This is a genomic window from Pseudomonas pergaminensis (genome assembly GCF_024112395.2).
In the GTDB taxonomy this organism is placed as follows: Bacteria; Pseudomonadota; Gammaproteobacteria; order Pseudomonadales; family Pseudomonadaceae; genus Aquipseudomonas; species Aquipseudomonas pergaminensis.
Window position 1 is genome coordinate 1892365 of the sequence record NZ_CP078013.2, and the last position, 16611, is coordinate 1908975.

General features: G+C 48.8%; 16 protein-coding genes. All 16 read left to right on the forward strand.

Annotated elements, in window-relative coordinates:
* The first annotated feature begins 560 nt into the window (after positions 1 to 560).
* From KUA23_RS08630 to KUA23_RS08705, 16 genes are read left to right on the forward strand one after another with little or no spacing between them, the layout of a single operon-like run.
* A complete protein-coding gene (locus KUA23_RS08630) occupies positions 561 to 1550 on the forward strand; it encodes an FAD-binding oxidoreductase (RefSeq protein ID WP_252993763.1) in 990 nt (329 codons plus the stop codon).
* Positions 1551 to 1563: 13 nt separating this feature from the next.
* Positions 1564 to 2337, forward strand: coding sequence for a glucose-1-phosphate cytidylyltransferase (gene rfbF / locus KUA23_RS08635; RefSeq protein ID WP_252993764.1), 774 nt, complete (start codon positions 1564 to 1566; stop codon positions 2335 to 2337).
* 2 nt (positions 2338 to 2339) lie between these two features.
* Positions 2340 to 3425: a CDP-glucose 4,6-dehydratase gene (rfbG, locus tag KUA23_RS08640; RefSeq protein ID WP_346356391.1), complete on the forward strand. Its 1086-nt coding sequence runs from the start codon at positions 2340 to 2342 to the stop codon at positions 3423 to 3425.
* A gap of 26 nt (positions 3426 to 3451) precedes the next feature.
* Positions 3452 to 4765, forward strand: a complete 1314-nt coding sequence (gene rfbH, locus KUA23_RS08645; protein WP_252993765.1) for a lipopolysaccharide biosynthesis protein RfbH — start codon at positions 3452 to 3454, stop codon at positions 4763 to 4765.
* Positions 4766 to 4767: 2 nt separating this feature from the next.
* Entirely contained in the window at positions 4768 to 5652 is an 885-nt protein-coding gene (locus KUA23_RS08650) for an NAD-dependent epimerase/dehydratase family protein (RefSeq protein WP_252993766.1), read from the forward strand.
* Positions 5649 to 6668 carry a GDP-mannose 4,6-dehydratase gene (locus KUA23_RS08655; protein ID WP_252993767.1) on the forward strand — a complete coding sequence of 340 codons (1020 nt, stop codon included), beginning with the start codon at positions 5649 to 5651 and terminating at the stop codon, positions 6666 to 6668. Before KUA23_RS08650 ends, KUA23_RS08655 begins: the two co-directional genes overlap by 4 nt.
* Positions 6668 to 7990 (forward strand): oligosaccharide flippase family protein, encoded by a 1323-nt coding sequence (locus KUA23_RS08660; RefSeq protein ID WP_252993768.1) that lies wholly within the window; start codon positions 6668 to 6670, stop codon positions 7988 to 7990. The genes KUA23_RS08655 and KUA23_RS08660 overlap by 1 nt, the downstream gene beginning before the upstream one ends.
* A gap of 57 nt (positions 7991 to 8047) precedes the next feature.
* A complete protein-coding gene (locus tag KUA23_RS08665) occupies positions 8048 to 8995 on the forward strand; it encodes a glycosyltransferase family 2 protein (RefSeq protein ID WP_252993769.1) in 948 nt (315 codons plus the stop codon).
* Between the two features lie 24 nt (positions 8996 to 9019).
* Complete coding sequence (locus tag KUA23_RS08670) at positions 9020 to 10153, forward strand: hypothetical protein (protein WP_252993770.1); 1134 nt, start codon at positions 9020 to 9022, stop codon at positions 10151 to 10153.
* The gene (locus tag KUA23_RS08675) at positions 10153 to 10845 is read left to right on the forward strand and encodes a glycosyltransferase (RefSeq protein WP_252993771.1); all 693 of its coding nucleotides are present in this window, start codon (positions 10153 to 10155) and stop codon (positions 10843 to 10845) included. Before KUA23_RS08670 ends, KUA23_RS08675 begins: the two co-directional genes overlap by 1 nt.
* Before the next feature lie 14 nt (positions 10846 to 10859).
* On the forward strand, positions 10860 to 11978 hold the full coding sequence (gene gmd / locus KUA23_RS08680; RefSeq protein WP_252993772.1) for a GDP-mannose 4,6-dehydratase: 1119 nt from the start codon (positions 10860 to 10862) through the stop codon (positions 11976 to 11978).
* Positions 11979 to 11981: 3 nt separating this feature from the next.
* Positions 11982 to 12956 carry a GDP-L-fucose synthase gene (gene fcl / locus KUA23_RS08685; protein ID WP_256997323.1) on the forward strand — a complete coding sequence of 325 codons (975 nt, stop codon included), beginning with the start codon at positions 11982 to 11984 and terminating at the stop codon, positions 12954 to 12956.
* 1 nt (position 12957) lies between these two features.
* The gene (locus KUA23_RS08690; protein WP_252993773.1) at positions 12958 to 13431 is read left to right on the forward strand and encodes a GDP-mannose mannosyl hydrolase; all 474 of its coding nucleotides are present in this window, start codon (positions 12958 to 12960) and stop codon (positions 13429 to 13431) included.
* 18 nt (positions 13432 to 13449) lie between these two features.
* Complete coding sequence (locus KUA23_RS08695; protein WP_252993774.1) at positions 13450 to 14865, forward strand: mannose-1-phosphate guanylyltransferase/mannose-6-phosphate isomerase; 1416 nt, start codon at positions 13450 to 13452, stop codon at positions 14863 to 14865.
* Positions 14866 to 14868: 3 nt separating this feature from the next.
* Positions 14869 to 15618, forward strand: coding sequence for a glycosyltransferase family 2 protein (locus tag KUA23_RS08700; RefSeq protein WP_252993775.1), 750 nt, complete (start codon positions 14869 to 14871; stop codon positions 15616 to 15618).
* Positions 15615 to 16598 carry an NAD-dependent epimerase/dehydratase family protein gene (locus tag KUA23_RS08705; RefSeq protein WP_078047521.1) on the forward strand — a complete coding sequence of 328 codons (984 nt, stop codon included), beginning with the start codon at positions 15615 to 15617 and terminating at the stop codon, positions 16596 to 16598. The genes KUA23_RS08700 and KUA23_RS08705 overlap by 4 nt, the downstream gene beginning before the upstream one ends.
* The last annotated feature ends 13 nt before the right edge of the window (positions 16599 to 16611 follow it).

Consider the following 16611-nt stretch of genomic DNA (forward strand, 5'->3'; position numbering starts at 1 on the left):
GCTGCGCAAAATGAAAGAATTGCGCGTTCAGAGTGTGAGGACATTTCTTTTCTCTAGAGCCGCTAAGTGGCGATGCTTTTTTTGTATGGCAAAGAAATTCTATCGGCTTTCCATCCGATTTTCCGCATTTATCTGGTGGGACGATGCCAGTTGGGTTTTGGCTTAAAGTTATCCGGTTTGGCGATTTCTGCTTGACGTGTTGGGTGGTTGTGTGCTAAGGGGGGGCGTGATGTTCATTTTGGTGGCTGGTGATGACGTATTGATGTCTCCGAAGAGGGCGACTGAGGGTACTAAGGTTACTAAAAAAGAGTTGCGCGCCTTATAATCGAAAGCTGGCCTTTCAGATGTCAGCAGGCAGCCCATCATATTTTCTGTTTTTTCGCATGCCTCTCGCCCTCCGGCGAGGGATGTCCACATGCTATTGTATGTGGTTGGAAGAGAGGTTTATAGCCGTTTAGGTTGGGGTCGCTGATCGATGCCCGTGAGGCTGAAGGACCTTGGATTTTTGGTTCATTAAATCTTTGCCTTTTAAAATTATTTAAGAACGAACTGCAGGCGCTATGTCAACTATAACCCTATCCAATCAAAAGGCATTTTTCTGCGAATCAGGGGTGACAATCCTCGACAGTGCGAAAAAGCACGGTGTCACGCTTGAATACAGCTGTCGCTCGGGGCGCTGTGGAATTTGCAAGGCGCACGCGATTGGTGAGACCGAAGTGATTCGCCACGACGAATCTGTGCTATCCGCTGATGAGCTTGCGTCGGGTTATATTCTGACTTGTTGTCGGACTGCTTTGAGCGACGTTTGTCTTGATATAGAAGACCTGAGCCAATTTGCCGATATCAATAGCAAAACGCTTCCCTGTCGAGTGGACTCATTCAAGCGCCTTGCTGATGATGTGGTAGAGGTGGTCCTGAGGTTGCCGCCGAAAGATCCGCTGAACTATCTGCCTGGCCAGTATGTCGACATCATCGGCAAGGAAGGCATCAGGCGCAGTTACTCGATCGCCAACGCACCTCGGGAGGATGGGAAACTGCAGCTTCATATTCGTCGGGTTGTCGACGGCGTAATGAGTCGGTATTGGTTCGAGGACCTCGGCAATAATGACTTGCTTCGGCTTGAGGGGCCGCGAGGGACATTTGCCTTGCGCAATACCTTGCCGACTAATCTGATTTTTTTGGCTACCGGAACTGGCATTGCGCCTGTAAAAGCCATTCTGGAGCAGTTAAAGGCTGATCCTGGGCGAGTTGCAAATAAGCGTATCTGGGTGTATTGGGGAGGGCGCCACGCTCCGGACATATATTGGAATCCGGAATTTGACTCGCTGGTCATTAATTTTATTCCGGTGCTCTCACGTCCCGATGGGAGTTGGAGTGGACGCACGGGATATGTGCAAGATGTGCTTGAGTACGATGGAGTCGATCTGGCGAATTCTGTGGTATACGCCTGCGGTTCCGAGCACATGATTCATTCGGCTAAGGAAAAACTCGTGACTCTTGGCCTTCCACACAAAAATTTCTACTCCGACGCTTTTGTGAGCTCGAATTAATTAAGGATAAAAGATGAAAGCTGTGATTTTGGCTGGCGGATTAGGCACTCGGTTGAGTGAGGAGACCAGTACCCGGCCCAAACCTATGGTCGAGATTGGTGGCAAGCCGATTTTGTGGCACATCATGAAGATGTATTCTGCTCACGGCATCAATGATTTTATCATTTGCTGTGGCTACAAGGGCTACGTAATCAAAGAGTATTTCGCCAACTATTTCCTGCATATGTCGGACGTCACCTTCAATATGCGTGACAACACCATGAAGGTACATGACAAGCGTGCTGAAGCTTGGAATGTAACACTGGTTGATACCGGCGATGAATCCATGACGGGGGGGCGTCTAGGCCGTGTTGCAGAGTATGTGAGGGATGAGGAGTCCTTCTGTTTTACCTATGGCGACGGTGTCGGTGATATCAATATCAGCGCAACCATCGAATTTCATAAAAAACACGGCAAGGCTGCGACGCTGACGGCGACTTATCCACCTGGTCGTTTTGGTGCATTAGACATTCGCCAAGGGAAGGTCCTGAATTTCAAGGAAAAACCCAAAGGTGATGGCGCCATGATTAACGGCGGCTTCTTTGTCCTGAACCCTGAAGTGCTCAAGTACATTACTGGCGATGGTAGTGTTTGGGAACAGGACCCACTGATGACCCTTGCAACTGACGAACAGCTGATGGCGTATGAGCACCATGGGTTTTGGCAGCCTATGGATACGTTGCGTGATAAACATTTGCTGGAAGAGCTCTGGACGTCCGGTAAGGCGCCGTGGAAGAGCTGGGAGTGAAGATGAGCGCAGCGGTCACCCCGGCCTTCTGGAAAGGCAAAAAGGTATTTTTGACTGGGCATACCGGCTTCAAAGGGAGTTGGCTGTCTCTGTGGTTGCAAAGCATGGGCGCCGATGTAATGGGGTATGCCCTTGCACCTCCTACGACGCCGGCTCTTTTCAATGAGGCCGGAGTTGAGGGAGGCATGCGGTCGCAGATTGGTGATATCAGAGACCTTCAGGCAATAACCCAAAGCATGGTCGGCTTTGATCCCGATATTCTGATACACATGGCTGCCCAGCCGTTGGTAAGGCTCTCATACAAACAGCCCGTCGAAACCTACGCAACCAATGTAATGGGGACGGTGCACGTTCTGGAAGCGGCTCGTCAATGTCCCGGTCTGCGGGCGATTGTCAATGTCACCACGGACAAATGCTACGAAAACCGAGAGTGGGAGTGGGGATATCGAGAAGATGAGCCCATGGGCGGACACGATCCGTATAGCAACAGCAAAGGCTGTATGGAGCTTGTGACCTCGGCGTACCGCAACTCGTTTTTCGGTAAGGGGCAACCCATTGCGCTCGCTTCCGCGCGTGCCGGCAATGTCATTGGCGGGGGCGATTGGGCAGAAGATCGTCTGATTCCGGATATACTCACCGCCTTTGAAAAGAAACAGCCGGTTGTAATCCGCAATCCCCAGGCCACACGGCCATGGCAGCATGTGCTTGAACCATTGAGTGGTTATTTGGTGTTGGCCGAAAATCTGTGGGAGCGCGGTCAGGATGTTGCTCAGGGCTGGAACTTCGGTCCGAAGGACGAAGATGCGCGGCCTGTCGACTGGATCCTGGACCAAATGGTTAAAACTTGGGGGGAGGGCGCAAGCTGGTGTTTGGATGAAAACCCTCAGCCCCACGAAGCTCGCTATTTGAAATTAGATGTATCAAAGGCCCGTGCACATTTGCATTGGTCGCCCACGTGGTCTTTGGTAACGACGCTGGCGTACATCGTGAACTGGCATAGAGCTTGGCTGAACGGAGGTGATGTCCACGCTCTGTGCCTCGCAGAAATCAATGCCTATATGGCCGCCATGTCCACATGCGGCAAGTAACTCATATTTTTCAAGCAGGAAATGCCATGACACCCGATATGCTTCGCCAGGAAATTAGTAAACTTGTTGAGCAATACGCTCAAATTGCCCTGGCGCCTAAACCCTTCGTCGCCGGTGAAAGCGTGATCCCGCCTTCCGGCAAGGTTATTGGGGCTCGTGAGCTGCAATTGATGGTTGAGGCCTCTTTGGACGGTTGGTTGACTACCGGTCGTTTCAATGCTCAGTTCGAACAGAAGCTAGCGGAATTTCTGGGGGTTAAATACGCACTGTCAGTCAACTCGGGCTCTTCCGCCAATTTGGTTGCGTTCAGTACGTTGACATCACCCAAGTTGGGTGATCGGGCAATCAAGAAAGGTGACGAGGTGATTGGTGTCGCCGCCGGATTTCCGACAACGGTTAATCCGATTGTTCAGTTTGGTGCAATTCCGGTGTTTGTCGATGTCGATATGGTTACGCATAACATTGATGTCAATCTGATCGAGGCTGCAATTACACCCAAAACCAAAGCTATCATGCTTGCCCATACATTGGGCAATCCGTTCAATCTTGGTGCGGTCAAGGCTATCTGTGAGAAGTACGATCTCTGGTTGATCGAAGATTGCTGTGACGCCTTGGGGGCGACCTATGACGGTAAGTTGGTTGGTACTTTTGGGGATATCTGCACCCTGAGCTTCTATCCTGCACACCACATCACGATGGGTGAAGGTGGTGCAGTGTTCACCAACAGTCCACAGTTGAAAGTGATTGCCGAGTCGTTCCGCGACTGGGGCCGTGACTGCTATTGTGCACCGGGTTGCGACAACACCTGCGGTGATCGTTTTGGTCAACAGTTCGGCAGCCTTCCTCAGGGCTACGACCACAAGTATGTGTATGCGCATTTGGGTTACAACCTTAAAATTACCGACATGCAAGCGGCGTGTGGTCTGGCTCAGTTGGACCGTGCGCAGGAATTTATCGACGCGCGTAAGAGAAATTATGTGTTGTTGAAAGAGCGCCTGAGCAGCCTTTCGGATTTCCTTGAGATCGCAGAGCCGACGCCAAACAGTGATCCATCCTGGTTTGGCTTTCCTATAACTCTGAAAGAAAGCGCTGGTGTGCAACGTGTCGACTTATTGAAGTTTCTTGATCAAAATAACATCGGTTCGCGTCTGTTGTTTGCAGGCAATCTGACTCGTCAACCTTACTTTCAGGGAATCGAGTACCGTGTAGTGGGCGAGTTGACAAATACCGACCGCACGATGAACCAGACATTTTGGTTGGGTATCTATCCGGGCGTAGGGCAGCAGCAATTTGAATACATTGGTGAAAAGCTGGAAGAGTTTTTCGGTATTAACTTTTAAGTATGAAGACCATATTGCTGACAGGTCCCACCGGCTTTTTGGGAAGCGCACTGGCACGTCATTGGGTGAAGGCCGGTTATAGTGTCTCGGCTCTCATTCGCCCGACATCGAATATTGCCAAGATCGAAGATTTTTCCGGCGGTATTCGATTGTACAGCTGCAGCAGCGATGAGGATGTGCTTCGTGCAGTCGAAGAGAGCGCTCCCGAGTACATTGTCCATACGGCCTGTTCGTACGGTCGTGCGGGTGAGTCTCTCGTTGACATATTCGACGTGAATGTTCGGTTGGGGTTGTTGCTGCTAGAGGGCGCGAAACGGCTTAATAAGGAAGTTGCTTTCGTCAATACAGGGACGATACTTGATCCGGCTGTCAGCAGTTATGCTATGTCCAAACAGAGTTTCAGTGCATATGGTGCGGTTCACGCCACGCTTGGCGGCATGGGTGTCAAGTTCATAAACGTTGCTTTACAACATATGTACGGACCCGGGGATGATAAAAGTAAATTCACCACTTATGTGATAAGTTCTTGTTTGGCCAATGTGGAGCGACTGCGACTCACATCAGGTATTCAGGAAAGAGACTTTATATTTATTGATGATGTTATCAGCGCTTACGATACGATTCTTTCATCTGTCGAGCGTATCGCAAAAAGTGAAACTATTGAAGTGGGCTCCGGTGAGGCAGTGTCCGTAAGAACATTTGTAGAATTAGTCCATTCCCTGACGTCCTCCCGTACGGTGTTGGAGTTTGGTGCTGTTTCCTACCGTGCTAATGAGGCGATGTTATTTAAAGCGGATATTAGTCGTATGCGCTCGTTGGGCTGGGCACCTGCTACCTCGCTGCAAACGGGCATACAAGTAACGATCAATCAGGATATTTTACAATGAAGTTTCTCATTACGGGCGGTTGCGGTTTTTTGGGGAGTAATCTGGCGTCTGATGCGATTCAGCGCGGCGATGAGGTCGTCATCTTCGACAGCTTGTATCGTAGCGGATCAAGGGAGAACCTCACGTGGTTGCAGAATCAGGGGGAGTTTCTGTTTGAGCATGGCGATATTCGTAATCAAAATGACATCACTCGCGTCGTGCAAAATCATAAACCTGATGTGATTTTTCATCTTGCCGGACAAGTCGCCATGACAACCTCCATTTCGAATCCTCGCATGGATTTTGAAGTGAATGTCATGGGCACGCATAATTTGCTGGAAGCAGTGCGGCTTTTTGCTCCGAGTGCCACGGTAGTCTATTCATCCACTAATAAAGTCTATGGCGATTTGGAGCAGTTCACTTATCGTGAAACGGCTACCCGTTATGAGTGCATCGACAGATTGAACGGTTTTGATGAGACCACCCAACTCGACTTCCATTCTCCTTACGGTTGCTCCAAAGGTGCTGCTGATCAATATATGCTGGATTATGCCCGCATTTTTGATCTGAACACCGTAGTCTTCCGCCATTCATCCATGTATGGGGGCCGTCAATTCGCTACTTATGACCAAGGCTGGGTCGGTTGGTTTTGCCAAAAAGCTATTGAGGCAAAAAGCGGAAAAGTGGACAGTCCGTTTACAATATCCGGCACGGGCAAACAAGTTCGTGACGTGTTGCATGCCGATGACATGAAAACACTCTACATGAGCGCTGTGAATAATATAGAGGCGGCCAGAGGTCAAGCGTTTAATGTAGGCGGAGGGGTTGCTAATAGTTTGTCGCTGCTCGAGTTGTTCGCGTTATTGAATGAAATCAATGACATTGAACTGAGTTATACCAAGCTGCCTGTTCGTGAAAGCGATCAGCGTGTTTTTGTTGCTGATATCACCAAAGCGTACGATTTGTTAGGTTGGAAACCAACAGTCTCCGCGAGAGATGGTGTAGCGCGCATGGTAGGCTGGGTGAGTCAGCAGTAATGCCCGAGAATGTGACTGTTGAGCGAACTCAAAACTACCTGAGGCAGATCAAGGGAGCTGTCTTATATAAAGGCGTCGCAGTTGCTGCTTCGTTTTTGGCGATCCCGATAATGATTTCCTATTTGGGGATTGCTCAGTTTGGTGTTTGGTCGACGTTGCTGACTATTATGTCGTGGGTTGTTTTTTTTGATTTAGGGGTCGGCAACGGACTTCGTAATAAAGTTGCCGAGTCTCTTGCTAAAGACCTTCCAGGCGAAGCTCGAAATTATATTTCGTCGGCCTACAGCTTGATCGCCTTCATAGCAGTGTCGCTGTGGCTGCTATTTGCTGTTTTGTCATACACGGTTTCATGGCAGCGCATCTTCAATACTTCGCTGATTGCCGAGGACGACTTGCGGTATGCGGTTCAGGTGGCGATTACATTTATGTTGATCAATTTTTGGGTTGGATTGATCACGGCACTCTTAGGCGCAGTGCAAAAAAGCGCGCTTGTTTCGCTAGGGCAGTTGTTTACCAATGTGTTTGCATTGGTGGTGGTTTATTTATTAAGCATCTCAGGTGAGGGGAGCATCATTAAGCTTTCCTGGGTGTACGGTTTTGCCTTGTTGGGGGGGAATGTACTTCTGAGTGTGTGGTTTTATCGGCAGTACGAGTATTTGACGCCTATCTTTATGTTGTGCCGAGATCATGTCACACCGCTATTGTCGGTGGGTGCGCAGTTCTTTGTTATTCAATTGGCTGTGTTGGTTGTTTTTACGACTGATAAGATTTTGATAACTCAGCTGTTTGGTCCTGAGCATGTAGCCGAGTACGAGGTTGTTTTTAAATTATTTAGTATCGTTACATTTCTTCATACGTTGATTTCTTCGCCTTTATGGTCGGCGTACACCGACGCCTATCATCGTAAAGATACCATCTGGATCACAGGGATGCTGCGCACACAGTTAAAGTTGTACTGTGTTGTTGTTATTGGTTTGCTGATCCTTGGTTTGTTGGCACCGTTCATTATCAGTATTTGGATAGGTCGCGATTTTTCAGTGTCTATGTCCTTGGTTGCTCTCGTTGCGCTTTTTGTGTCTGTCACTACATGGAATAATATTTTTGCAATTATGCTCAATGGTGCGGGAGCCGTCCGTGTTCAGTTGTATACCGCGGTTGCAGCGATGATTGTGAATATTCCCCTAGCACTGGTGTTAGTTAAATTTTTCGAAATGGGTGTAGGGGGCGTTGTATTGGCAGCGACACTGAGCCTGCTTTTTTCCGCAGTTCTCCTGCCGCTGCAGGTATACAAGCTGTTGGGGCGTAAGACAGAATCGGTTTGATGGGCATCGCGTGCGTATTTGATCTAGATTGGCGCTAAATAATGTTAAGGGATTTGAATGAATAACGTTGAGAGTTTGGTCAGTGTGTTGGTGCCGGTCTACAACCGAAAAGATATAATCATCGAAACACTGAACTCTGCATTGTCTCAGACCTACAAAAATATTGAAATTATTGTCGTCGATAATTGCAGCATTGATGGGACTTGGGAGTTGGTTTCTGAGTTGGCAAAGTCAGACAGCCGATTGAGAGTTTTTCGGAATACCACCAATCTTGGCCCGGTTCGAAACTGGCTGCGGTGCTTGGAGGAAGCTCGAGGTACGTACGGTAAGATTTTGTGGTCTGACGATCTAATTGCACCTAACTTTTTGAAGGCAACCCTGCCGTTCTTCAGCGATGAAAATGTGGGTTTTGTCTTTACCTCCACCCGAGTGTTTAGTTCAAACCCGGACCAGGGTAAGTTGCATCACTCAATTGGCACTACGGGTATATATAGTACTGAACGGTTTATAGCTGGAGATCTAAACGGTCTCGGGTATCCGGTATCGCCTGGATGTGCGCTGTTTCGGCTAGAGGATTTGCGTGAGAGTCTATTGTTGCAAGTTCCAAACGCTGTAGGCAGTGATTTCTCAATGCATGCGATTGGTAATGATCTATTGCTTTTTTTGCTGGTGTCTAATAAGTATAAAAAATTTGCTTTTGTATCGGACGTGTTGTCTTTCTTTCGAGCGCATGAGGGGTCGATCAGCATTTCTTCAAAAAACTGTAAGTTGCCGTTACATTACAATTTGGCACGTGCGTATTTTGTGGAGGCTGTTCGGCCCGATTTGATTTACAAGCTTAATGCCAGTTTGTATCTGCATCTCCTCCGTTATCCTGATTCAAAGGATTATGGTGTGGTCGATATATCTGATTTTTATGTGAGTAACAGATCTACGGCATTTTCGCGTTTTTATTTGATGCAACTTATGGTTCGTAAGTTTTGCAGGAAGTTTCTGGCTGTTTAAGCAGTTGGCGTAGAGGGGGGGGGTATGTATTTCGTTTTTTATTTTTTATCTGGTTTTCCCGCCTTAGCCTTAAATTTCGGTTTGGGAAATGTTCCCGTTAGATATTTGGCACTTCCGCTGTTGGCATTTTTTACTCAAATAAAAAAAGTCGATCTTTTGCTCTTGTTTTGCTCGGCAGCTCATCTTATTTATAGCTTTGGATTCGCTGAGGTCAGGCCGTTTGCACTGATAGATCTAAGCTATATTCTTGGATATGTTTATATTTTCTTGGGTGTGGGGGTTGTCAGGAAAAATCCGCGTGCGTTCAGAATATTTGTTATGGTTTTTTGGTGTTTGAATATTTTTTATGCGGTGTATCAAGATGTTGTTTTGATGCTTGGTGGTAGCCAGGACTGGGTGTTGGCGCATGAAAACACCCATGATTTATCATACACAATTCCGTCGGTTGAGTTGTTTCCGTTTCTGTACCGAGTGACAGGGTTGTTTATTGAGTCTGCGCCTTTTGTTATCTATTTAATGATCACCCATTTGGCCTTCTCTATAATGAAGGTGTCTAAGTGGTTGAAGTGGATTAATTTGTTCATTATTTTTCTAGCTGGTGCGAAAGTTGGTTATTTGTTTCTACTGCTTCTTGGTGGGAGTTATGTGCTCAGTAAGCTGGGGTTGAAGTTGCTGAAGTTTATGATGGTTGGCATTTCGTTATTGCTGATCTTTGCGCCTGTGCTACTGGACCTGATTGTTGAGGCTAATTCATTTGGTAGCTTGTGGGTGAGATTGAACTCTTTCTATGAGATTGTTTTGGGTTTTTCTTCTGGGATATACGGGCTGCTCTTCGGCTATGGTTTTGTGTCTAGTGCCCAACTGATCAGTGGCGACTTTGATGGGCCGATGCGCGGAATCGATTTTTTCTCGACCTTTATATACGCTAATGGGGTACTCGGCTCTCTAATCTTGTTGTCTCCGTTGGTACTTTGGGTTTTTCGCAATGCTCGCGGCTTTACACTTGTGCAAAAGAATTCATCAAGCCTTATTTTGTTTTTGGCACTGCTTACGATGGGGTCCTTGCTGAATTTTCAATATGCATACTATTTGTTTGTGATTGCGTTTTCATCTGGGTGTCATGAGCCTGAGCGTATTCGTTTTAAAGAGGTCGACTGATGGTGAAGTTAAGTATTATTACAGTGGTTTACAACGACCGCGCGGGATTTATTAAAACGGCTGATAGCGTCGCGGAGCAACGCAAGTATTATTCGAATATCGAGTACGTTGTCATTGATGGTGGCTCAAAGGATGGCACTGCCGAAGCCATTGCTGAAGCCGGGCGTGGAGTTGATTATTGGGTGTCTGAGCCTGATAAAGGGATCTACGATGCAATGAACAAGGGCATTCATGCCGCAACAGGATCTGCATTATTGTTTTTGAATGCTGGTGATTATTTTGTTGGTGATGTATTGAGTCCATTTTGTACCGCGCCAGCTTTCCTGCCGGTGAAATACATTGATATTCTGGGGCGGTTCCGTAATCGGCCCATCGAAAACCCTCGCACGGGTATCTCGAACTGCCACCAAGGAATTATATTCGAGGCCAGCACAATTGAGTACGATTGCGCCTATGATATCTGCGCTGATTATAAATACTTTTTGGATCATGGATATGATAATAAAGTAGCGATGCTCCCTTCCGGCGGATATGTTTTTTTCGATGCGGTTGGTGTCAGTGCGACACGCATCCACGAGAGAGATCGCCAGATTTTTGAAATTCGTCGTCAGCGTTTCGGCTCGGTTGTGGCACTCATATACGAGAGTGTTCCATTTCTGAAAAGATGCATTAGAATTATTTTGAGAAAATAGATAAGGATTTTTTTATGAAAAAGGCATTAATCACCGGTATTACCGGACAAGATGGCTCTTATTTGGCTGAGTTTTTGCTTGAGAAGGGTTATGAGGTTCACGGTATTAAGCGCCGTGCCTCATCCTTTAATACCCAGCGTGTCGACCATATTTATCAAGATCCGCATGTCGACAACCAGAAATTCGTCCTGCACTACGGTGATTTGACCGATTCCTCAAACCTCACCCGTATCATTCAAGAAGTACAGCCAGACGAAGTCTACAACTTAGGGGCGCAGTCGCACGTTGCTGTGAGCTTCGAGTCGCCTGAATACACCGCCGACGTCGATGCGATGGGGACATTACGGATTCTGGAGGCTATTCGCCTGCTGGGGCTCGAGAAAAAAACCAAATTTTATCAGGCATCGACGTCTGAGCTTTACGGCCTAGTGCAGGAAATTCCACAAAAAGAGACCACGCCGTTCTATCCTCGCTCGCCTTATGCAGTGGCAAAAATGTACGCTTACTGGATTACGGTCAACTACCGTGAAGCCTATGGTATGTATGCGTGCAACGGTATTCTGTTCAACCACGAATCGCCGCGTCGGGGTGAAACGTTCGTTACCCGCAAAATTACTCGAGCCTTGGCAAATATTTCCCAAGGGCTGGAGAAGTGCGTGTTCTTAGGCAATATGGACGCATTGCGCGATTGGGGTCATGCGAAGGACTACGTGCGCATGCAATGGATGATGCTTCAGCAAGATGAGCCAGAAGATTTCGTAATTGCAACCGGTGTTCAGTATTCCGTTCGCGAGTTCGTTCGTTGGTCAGCTGCTGAACTGGGTATCCAATTACGGTTCGAAGGCACGGGGGTTGAGGAAATTGCAGTAGTAGAGGCGATTGAAGGCAACAACGCACCGGCACTCAGCGTTGGTGATGTCGTCGTACGTGTTGACTCACGCTACTTCCGTCCTGCTGAAGTAGAAACCCTGTTGGGTGATCCGACTAAAGCCAAAACTAAATTGGGTTGGACTCCAGAAATCACCGTTCAGGAAATGTGTGCCGAGATGGTGCGTGAAGACCTTAAGGTGGCGCAGCGTCATGCCTTGCTGAAGCAGCATGGGCATGAGGTTCCTGTCGCAACGGAGAACTGATCTGTGGATAGCCATCTGAATGAAAAAGTCTTGGTCGTCGGTTATCACGGGATGGTCGGTTCGGCCATTGTCAGACGCCTGCAAGGCTTGGGGTATCGGAACGTTTTGACTATCGGTCGAGAGGACGTTGATTTACTGAATCAGAATGCGGTGAGGGCGTATTTCGACGCCAACGCGATTGATCAAGTTTATTTAGCAGCTGCACGGGTAGGCGGGATTCACGCCAATAATACCTACCCCGCTGATTTCATCTATGACAACCTGATGATTCAGGCCAATGTGATTGAGGCTGCGCATCGATCTGGCGTGCAGAAACTTCTTTTCCTTGGTTCATCGTGCATCTATCCAAAGCTCGCAGAGCAACCTATGGCCGAAGGTGTGTTGTTGACCGGGGCGCTTGAGTCGACGAATGAGCCCTACGCGATTGCTAAGATCGCGGGTATCAAATTGTGCGAAAGCTATAACCGTCAACATGGTCGTGACTACCGCAGTGTAATGCCAACCAACTTGTACGGGCCTCACGACAATTATCATCCCGACAACAGCCATGTTATTCCAGCCTTGCTGCGCCGCTTTCATGACGCGGTTGCGCAATGTGCCGAGGAGGTCAGCATCTGGGGCAGTGGCAACCCCATGCGCGAGTTCCTGCACGTAGACGATATGGCGGCTGCCAGCGTCCATGTAATGGAATTAAGTGCCGAGGTTTATCAGAACAATACTCAGCCCATGCTTTCCCATATCAACGTCGGAACCGGTATTGATTGCACCATTCGTGAGCTGGCAGAAACCGTAGCCAAGGTGACCGGGTTCAGAGGTGCATTGACTTTTGACTCGAGCAAGCCTGATGGCGCTCCGCGTAAACTGATGGACGTGTCACGCCTCAAGTCCATGGGGTGGACGGCGACCATCAATCTGGAGGATGGATTGCGCGACGCGTATCAGTGGTTCGTTGCCAATCAAATGGATGCCCGAAGCTGATATGTTTCTGGACAACGACACCTTCAGGACAGTTGTAGCCTCTACGTGTCTGGTATCTATTGATCTGATTATCACCCGCTTAGACGGCCGAGTCTTGCTCGGTCGTCGGGTTCATCGCCCGGCGAAAGGGTACTGGTTTGTTCCTGGCGGGCGAATTTTCAAAGGCGAAGCGCTGGACGATGCATTTAGCCGCTTGGCGCTGGCAGAAATCGGATTGCACCTCAACAGATGCGATGCACGATTTTTAGGGGTGTACCAGCACTTCTATGAAGACAGCGTGTTTGGTGACGAGCCCAATGACCCCAGCACACATTACGTCGTGTTGGCTTATCACTTGGAGTTCTCGGATACTGAGGTATTCGAGCCTCCGACGATTCAGCATGAAGCGTATGATTGGTTGTCAGCAGGCGAAATGAGTGAGTGTGTGTTCGTACATGACTACACTCGGGCCTATTTATCAGCGTTGATCAAGTAAGAATCAAAGGATGATTGAATGTTTCTTCCTGTAATTATGGCGGGTGGCTCAGGCACCCGCCTTTGGCCATTGTCCCGCCAGTTGCACCCAAAGCAGTTCCTGCCGTTGGTCGATGCGGATCTGACGATGCTGCAGGCCACTATCAAGCGTCTTGACGGGCTGGAGCATGCAGTTCCCCGCTTGATTTGTAATGAAAGTCACCGTTTTCTGGCGGCGGAACAGCTTCGGCAGTTGGGTCTGGAAGAGGCCAACATTATCCTCGAACCGGTGGGGCGCAACACTGCTCCGGCCATCGCTCTGGCTGCATTACAAGCGTTGACCGAGCAGGACGACCCCATCCTGCTGGTACTGGCTGCCGATCACTTGATCCAAGATGTTGATGAGTTTCACCGGAGCATCGCCAAGGCGCAGGTGCTCGCTGAGGCCGGCAAGTTGGTGACCTTCGCCATTACGCCGACGCATCCTGAAACCGGCTATGGTTATCTTCAAATGGGCCCATCAGTAGGGGACGGTGGTTTTGAGGTCAGTCGTTTCGTCGAAAAGCCAAACCTTGAAACGGCGCAGCAGTATTTGTCTGAGGGCAGTTACTTCTGGAACAGCGGCATGTTCATGTTCCGTGCAAGCCGATACCTTCAAGAGCTTGAGCAGTTTCAGCCGAAAATTGTTTCAGTGTGCCGTGAGGCGTTGGCCGGCGGTCAGCAGGATATGCACTTCACTCGTGTCGACAGCGCAGTATTCGCGACCAGTCCTGATGACTCCATTGACTATGCCGTCATGGAGAAAACGTCAGACGCTGTAATGGTTCCCCTGAACGCTGGATGGAGCGATATCGGCTCGTGGTCGGCGCTCTGGGCGGCGGGGGAAAAAAACGCTGAAGGAAATCTGTTTAAGGGGGATGTGCTTTCCGAGAACACTTCTGGCAGTTATGTCCATGCGACACATCGACTGGTCGCGACCGTTGGTGCGGTCGACCTGATCATTGTCGAGACCAAAGACGCCGTACTGGTCGCGCACAAGGATCACGTACAGGATGTGAAAAAAATCGTTGATCAACTCCAGAGTTGTAAGCGCCAAGAACACGCTAACCACCGTGAAGTCTATAGACCATGGGGCATGTACGACTCGATCGACAATGGTGAGCGTTACCAGGTCAAGCGAATCACTGTGAAACCCGGTGAGAAACTCTCGGTGCAGATGCATCATCACCGCGCAGAACACTGGATTGTGGTGAGCGGAACTGCTCGTGTGACCAACGGTGAAAAAACCTACCTAGTGACTGAAAACCAATCGACCTATATCCCTATTGGTCAGGTTCATGCACTGGAAAACCCTGGAATGATCCCGCTCGAGTTGATCGAAGTGCAGTCAGGTTCTTATCTGGGAGAGGACGATATCGTTCGTTTCGAAGATATCTACGGTCGAGTGAAGGGTTGATACGTGAAAATTTCAATTATCACCGTTTGCTATAACAGCGCTTCGACCATTCGTGACACCTTGGAATCTGTCCTGTCGCAAACCTATGAGGATATTGAATATATCGTTATTGATGGGGCATCAAAGGACTCGACGTTGGCGATAATCTCTGAATATGAAGAGCGCATAACGACTGTTCTAAGCGAGCCGGATAAGGGTATTTATGACGCGATGAACAAGGGTGTCAAATGTGCAACAGGAGACTATGTTGGCATTCTAAACTCGGATGATGTGTTCTCAAGCACTTCAACTATCGAGGCATTGGTGAATTTCTTGCAGGCCAATCCCGACTGTGACGCTTCATATGCAAACTTGGTGTTTGTCGAACGTGACAACACCGAAGTCGTGACACGGAAATACTCGTCATCTGGATTTGCGGCTTGGAAAATTCGCTTTGGATTCATGATCCCTCATCCGACCTTTTATGCACGTCGTAGCCTTTTTGAGCGGTTTGGTTACTATAAACTGAGTTATCGGGTTTCAGCTGATTTTGAACTCATGGCCCGCTTTATCAAGCAGGGTATAAAGCTTGCTCGGCATGATGCGAATATGGTCAAGATGCGTCAGGGCGGAATTAGTACGACAGGGTTTTGGTGGAAAGTTCATCAAAACATGGAAATCGTCAGGGCTTGTAAAGAGAACGGTATCTATACAAACATTTTCATGGTTGCCATGAAGATCCCTTTCAAAATTGCCAGCTATTTTTTCAAATGAGGTCCGTAAATAAGGTTTTACTTACAGGAACAACCGGTTTCGTTGGGTCGCAGCTCTTGGGCCATTTACTTGGGTTGGGGCGTCATTCGGTTGTCGTCGCATCTCGAACTGATCACGCGAACGTTGACCCGCGTTGTCAAGTATTCAATGTTGGCGAATTCGGGTCACGTACGCTTTGGCATGACGCGCTGGTGGGGGTCGATTGTGTGGTTCATCTGGCAGGGCGTGCTCACGTCTTGACTCGGGAGAGCAATGCGCTGCAGCTGTTTCGCGAGGCCAATACCGAGGCGACCCTCAATCTGGCAAGGCAGGCGGCCGCTCAGGGTGTAAGACGTTTCGTTTTTATAAGCTCAATCGGTGTAAATGGCGCGCTGACTACCGAACATCCTTTCTCAGAGACCTCTACCCCAGCACCGCACGCAGATTATGCCGTTTCAAAGCTAGAGGCAGAAGTGGGTTTGATGCAACTCTCCAACGACACGGAAATGGACGTTGTCATCATTCGACCGCCATTGGTGTATGCCGCTCATGCCCCAGGAAACTTTCGGCGTCTGCTCAAACTTGTCCATACGGGTATTCCGTTGCCGTTTGGGCGAGTAAAGAACAGTAGAAGCATGATCGCTCTGGAAAACCTGGTTGACCTCATCACCGTTTGCGTGGAGCACCCCGCAGCTGCGAATCAGGTGTTTTTAGCTTCCGATGGCGTTAATTTCTCCACGGGACAAATAATTGACCTTTTGGCCCAGGGCATGAGTCAGGGCATGAGTCGAAGAGGTCGGCAGATCCCCTTGCCTGTCTGGTTTCTGAGAGTGGCTGCGAGGTTATTGGGTAAGCAGGGGATCTATACGCAGCTGTGCGGCTCGCTGAAGATAGATTCCTCCAAAACCACGCAACTGCTTGGCTGGGTACCACCTGTTTCGGCTGAAGCTGCAATGATCAAAGCAGGGCAAGAGTTCAGAAGGAAAGTCGTCGGTTCGTGACGCGTTGGAGTCG

What these genes read in the sequence shown, in the direction of transcription:
- KUA23_RS08630 (WP_252993763.1), top strand. Translation starts at nt 561, where the DNA reads ATGTCAACTATAACCCTATCCAATCAAAAGGCATTTTTCTGCGAATCA.
- rfbF (WP_252993764.1), top strand. Translation starts at nt 1,564, where the DNA reads ATGAAAGCTGTGATTTTGGCTGGCGGATTAGGCACTCGGTTGAGTGAG.
- rfbG (WP_346356391.1), top strand. Translation starts at nt 2,340, where the DNA reads ATGAGCGCAGCGGTCACCCCGGCCTTCTGGAAAGGCAAAAAGGTATTT.
- rfbH (WP_252993765.1), top strand. Translation starts at nt 3,452, where the DNA reads ATGACACCCGATATGCTTCGCCAGGAAATTAGTAAACTTGTTGAGCAA.
- KUA23_RS08650 (WP_252993766.1), top strand. Translation starts at nt 4,768, where the DNA reads ATGAAGACCATATTGCTGACAGGTCCCACCGGCTTTTTGGGAAGCGCA.
- KUA23_RS08655 (WP_252993767.1), top strand. Translation starts at nt 5,649, where the DNA reads ATGAAGTTTCTCATTACGGGCGGTTGCGGTTTTTTGGGGAGTAATCTG.
- KUA23_RS08660 (WP_252993768.1), top strand. Translation starts at nt 6,668, where the DNA reads ATGCCCGAGAATGTGACTGTTGAGCGAACTCAAAACTACCTGAGGCAG.
- KUA23_RS08665 (WP_252993769.1), top strand. Translation starts at nt 8,048, where the DNA reads ATGAATAACGTTGAGAGTTTGGTCAGTGTGTTGGTGCCGGTCTACAAC.
- KUA23_RS08670 (WP_252993770.1), top strand. Translation starts at nt 9,020, where the DNA reads ATGTATTTCGTTTTTTATTTTTTATCTGGTTTTCCCGCCTTAGCCTTA.
- KUA23_RS08675 (WP_252993771.1), top strand. Translation starts at nt 10,153, where the DNA reads ATGGTGAAGTTAAGTATTATTACAGTGGTTTACAACGACCGCGCGGGA.
- gmd (WP_252993772.1), top strand. Translation starts at nt 10,860, where the DNA reads ATGAAAAAGGCATTAATCACCGGTATTACCGGACAAGATGGCTCTTAT.
- KUA23_RS08690 (WP_252993773.1), top strand. Translation starts at nt 12,958, where the DNA reads ATGTTTCTGGACAACGACACCTTCAGGACAGTTGTAGCCTCTACGTGT.
- KUA23_RS08695 (WP_252993774.1), top strand. Translation starts at nt 13,450, where the DNA reads ATGTTTCTTCCTGTAATTATGGCGGGTGGCTCAGGCACCCGCCTTTGG.
- KUA23_RS08705 (WP_078047521.1), top strand. Translation starts at nt 15,615, where the DNA reads ATGAGGTCCGTAAATAAGGTTTTACTTACAGGAACAACCGGTTTCGTT.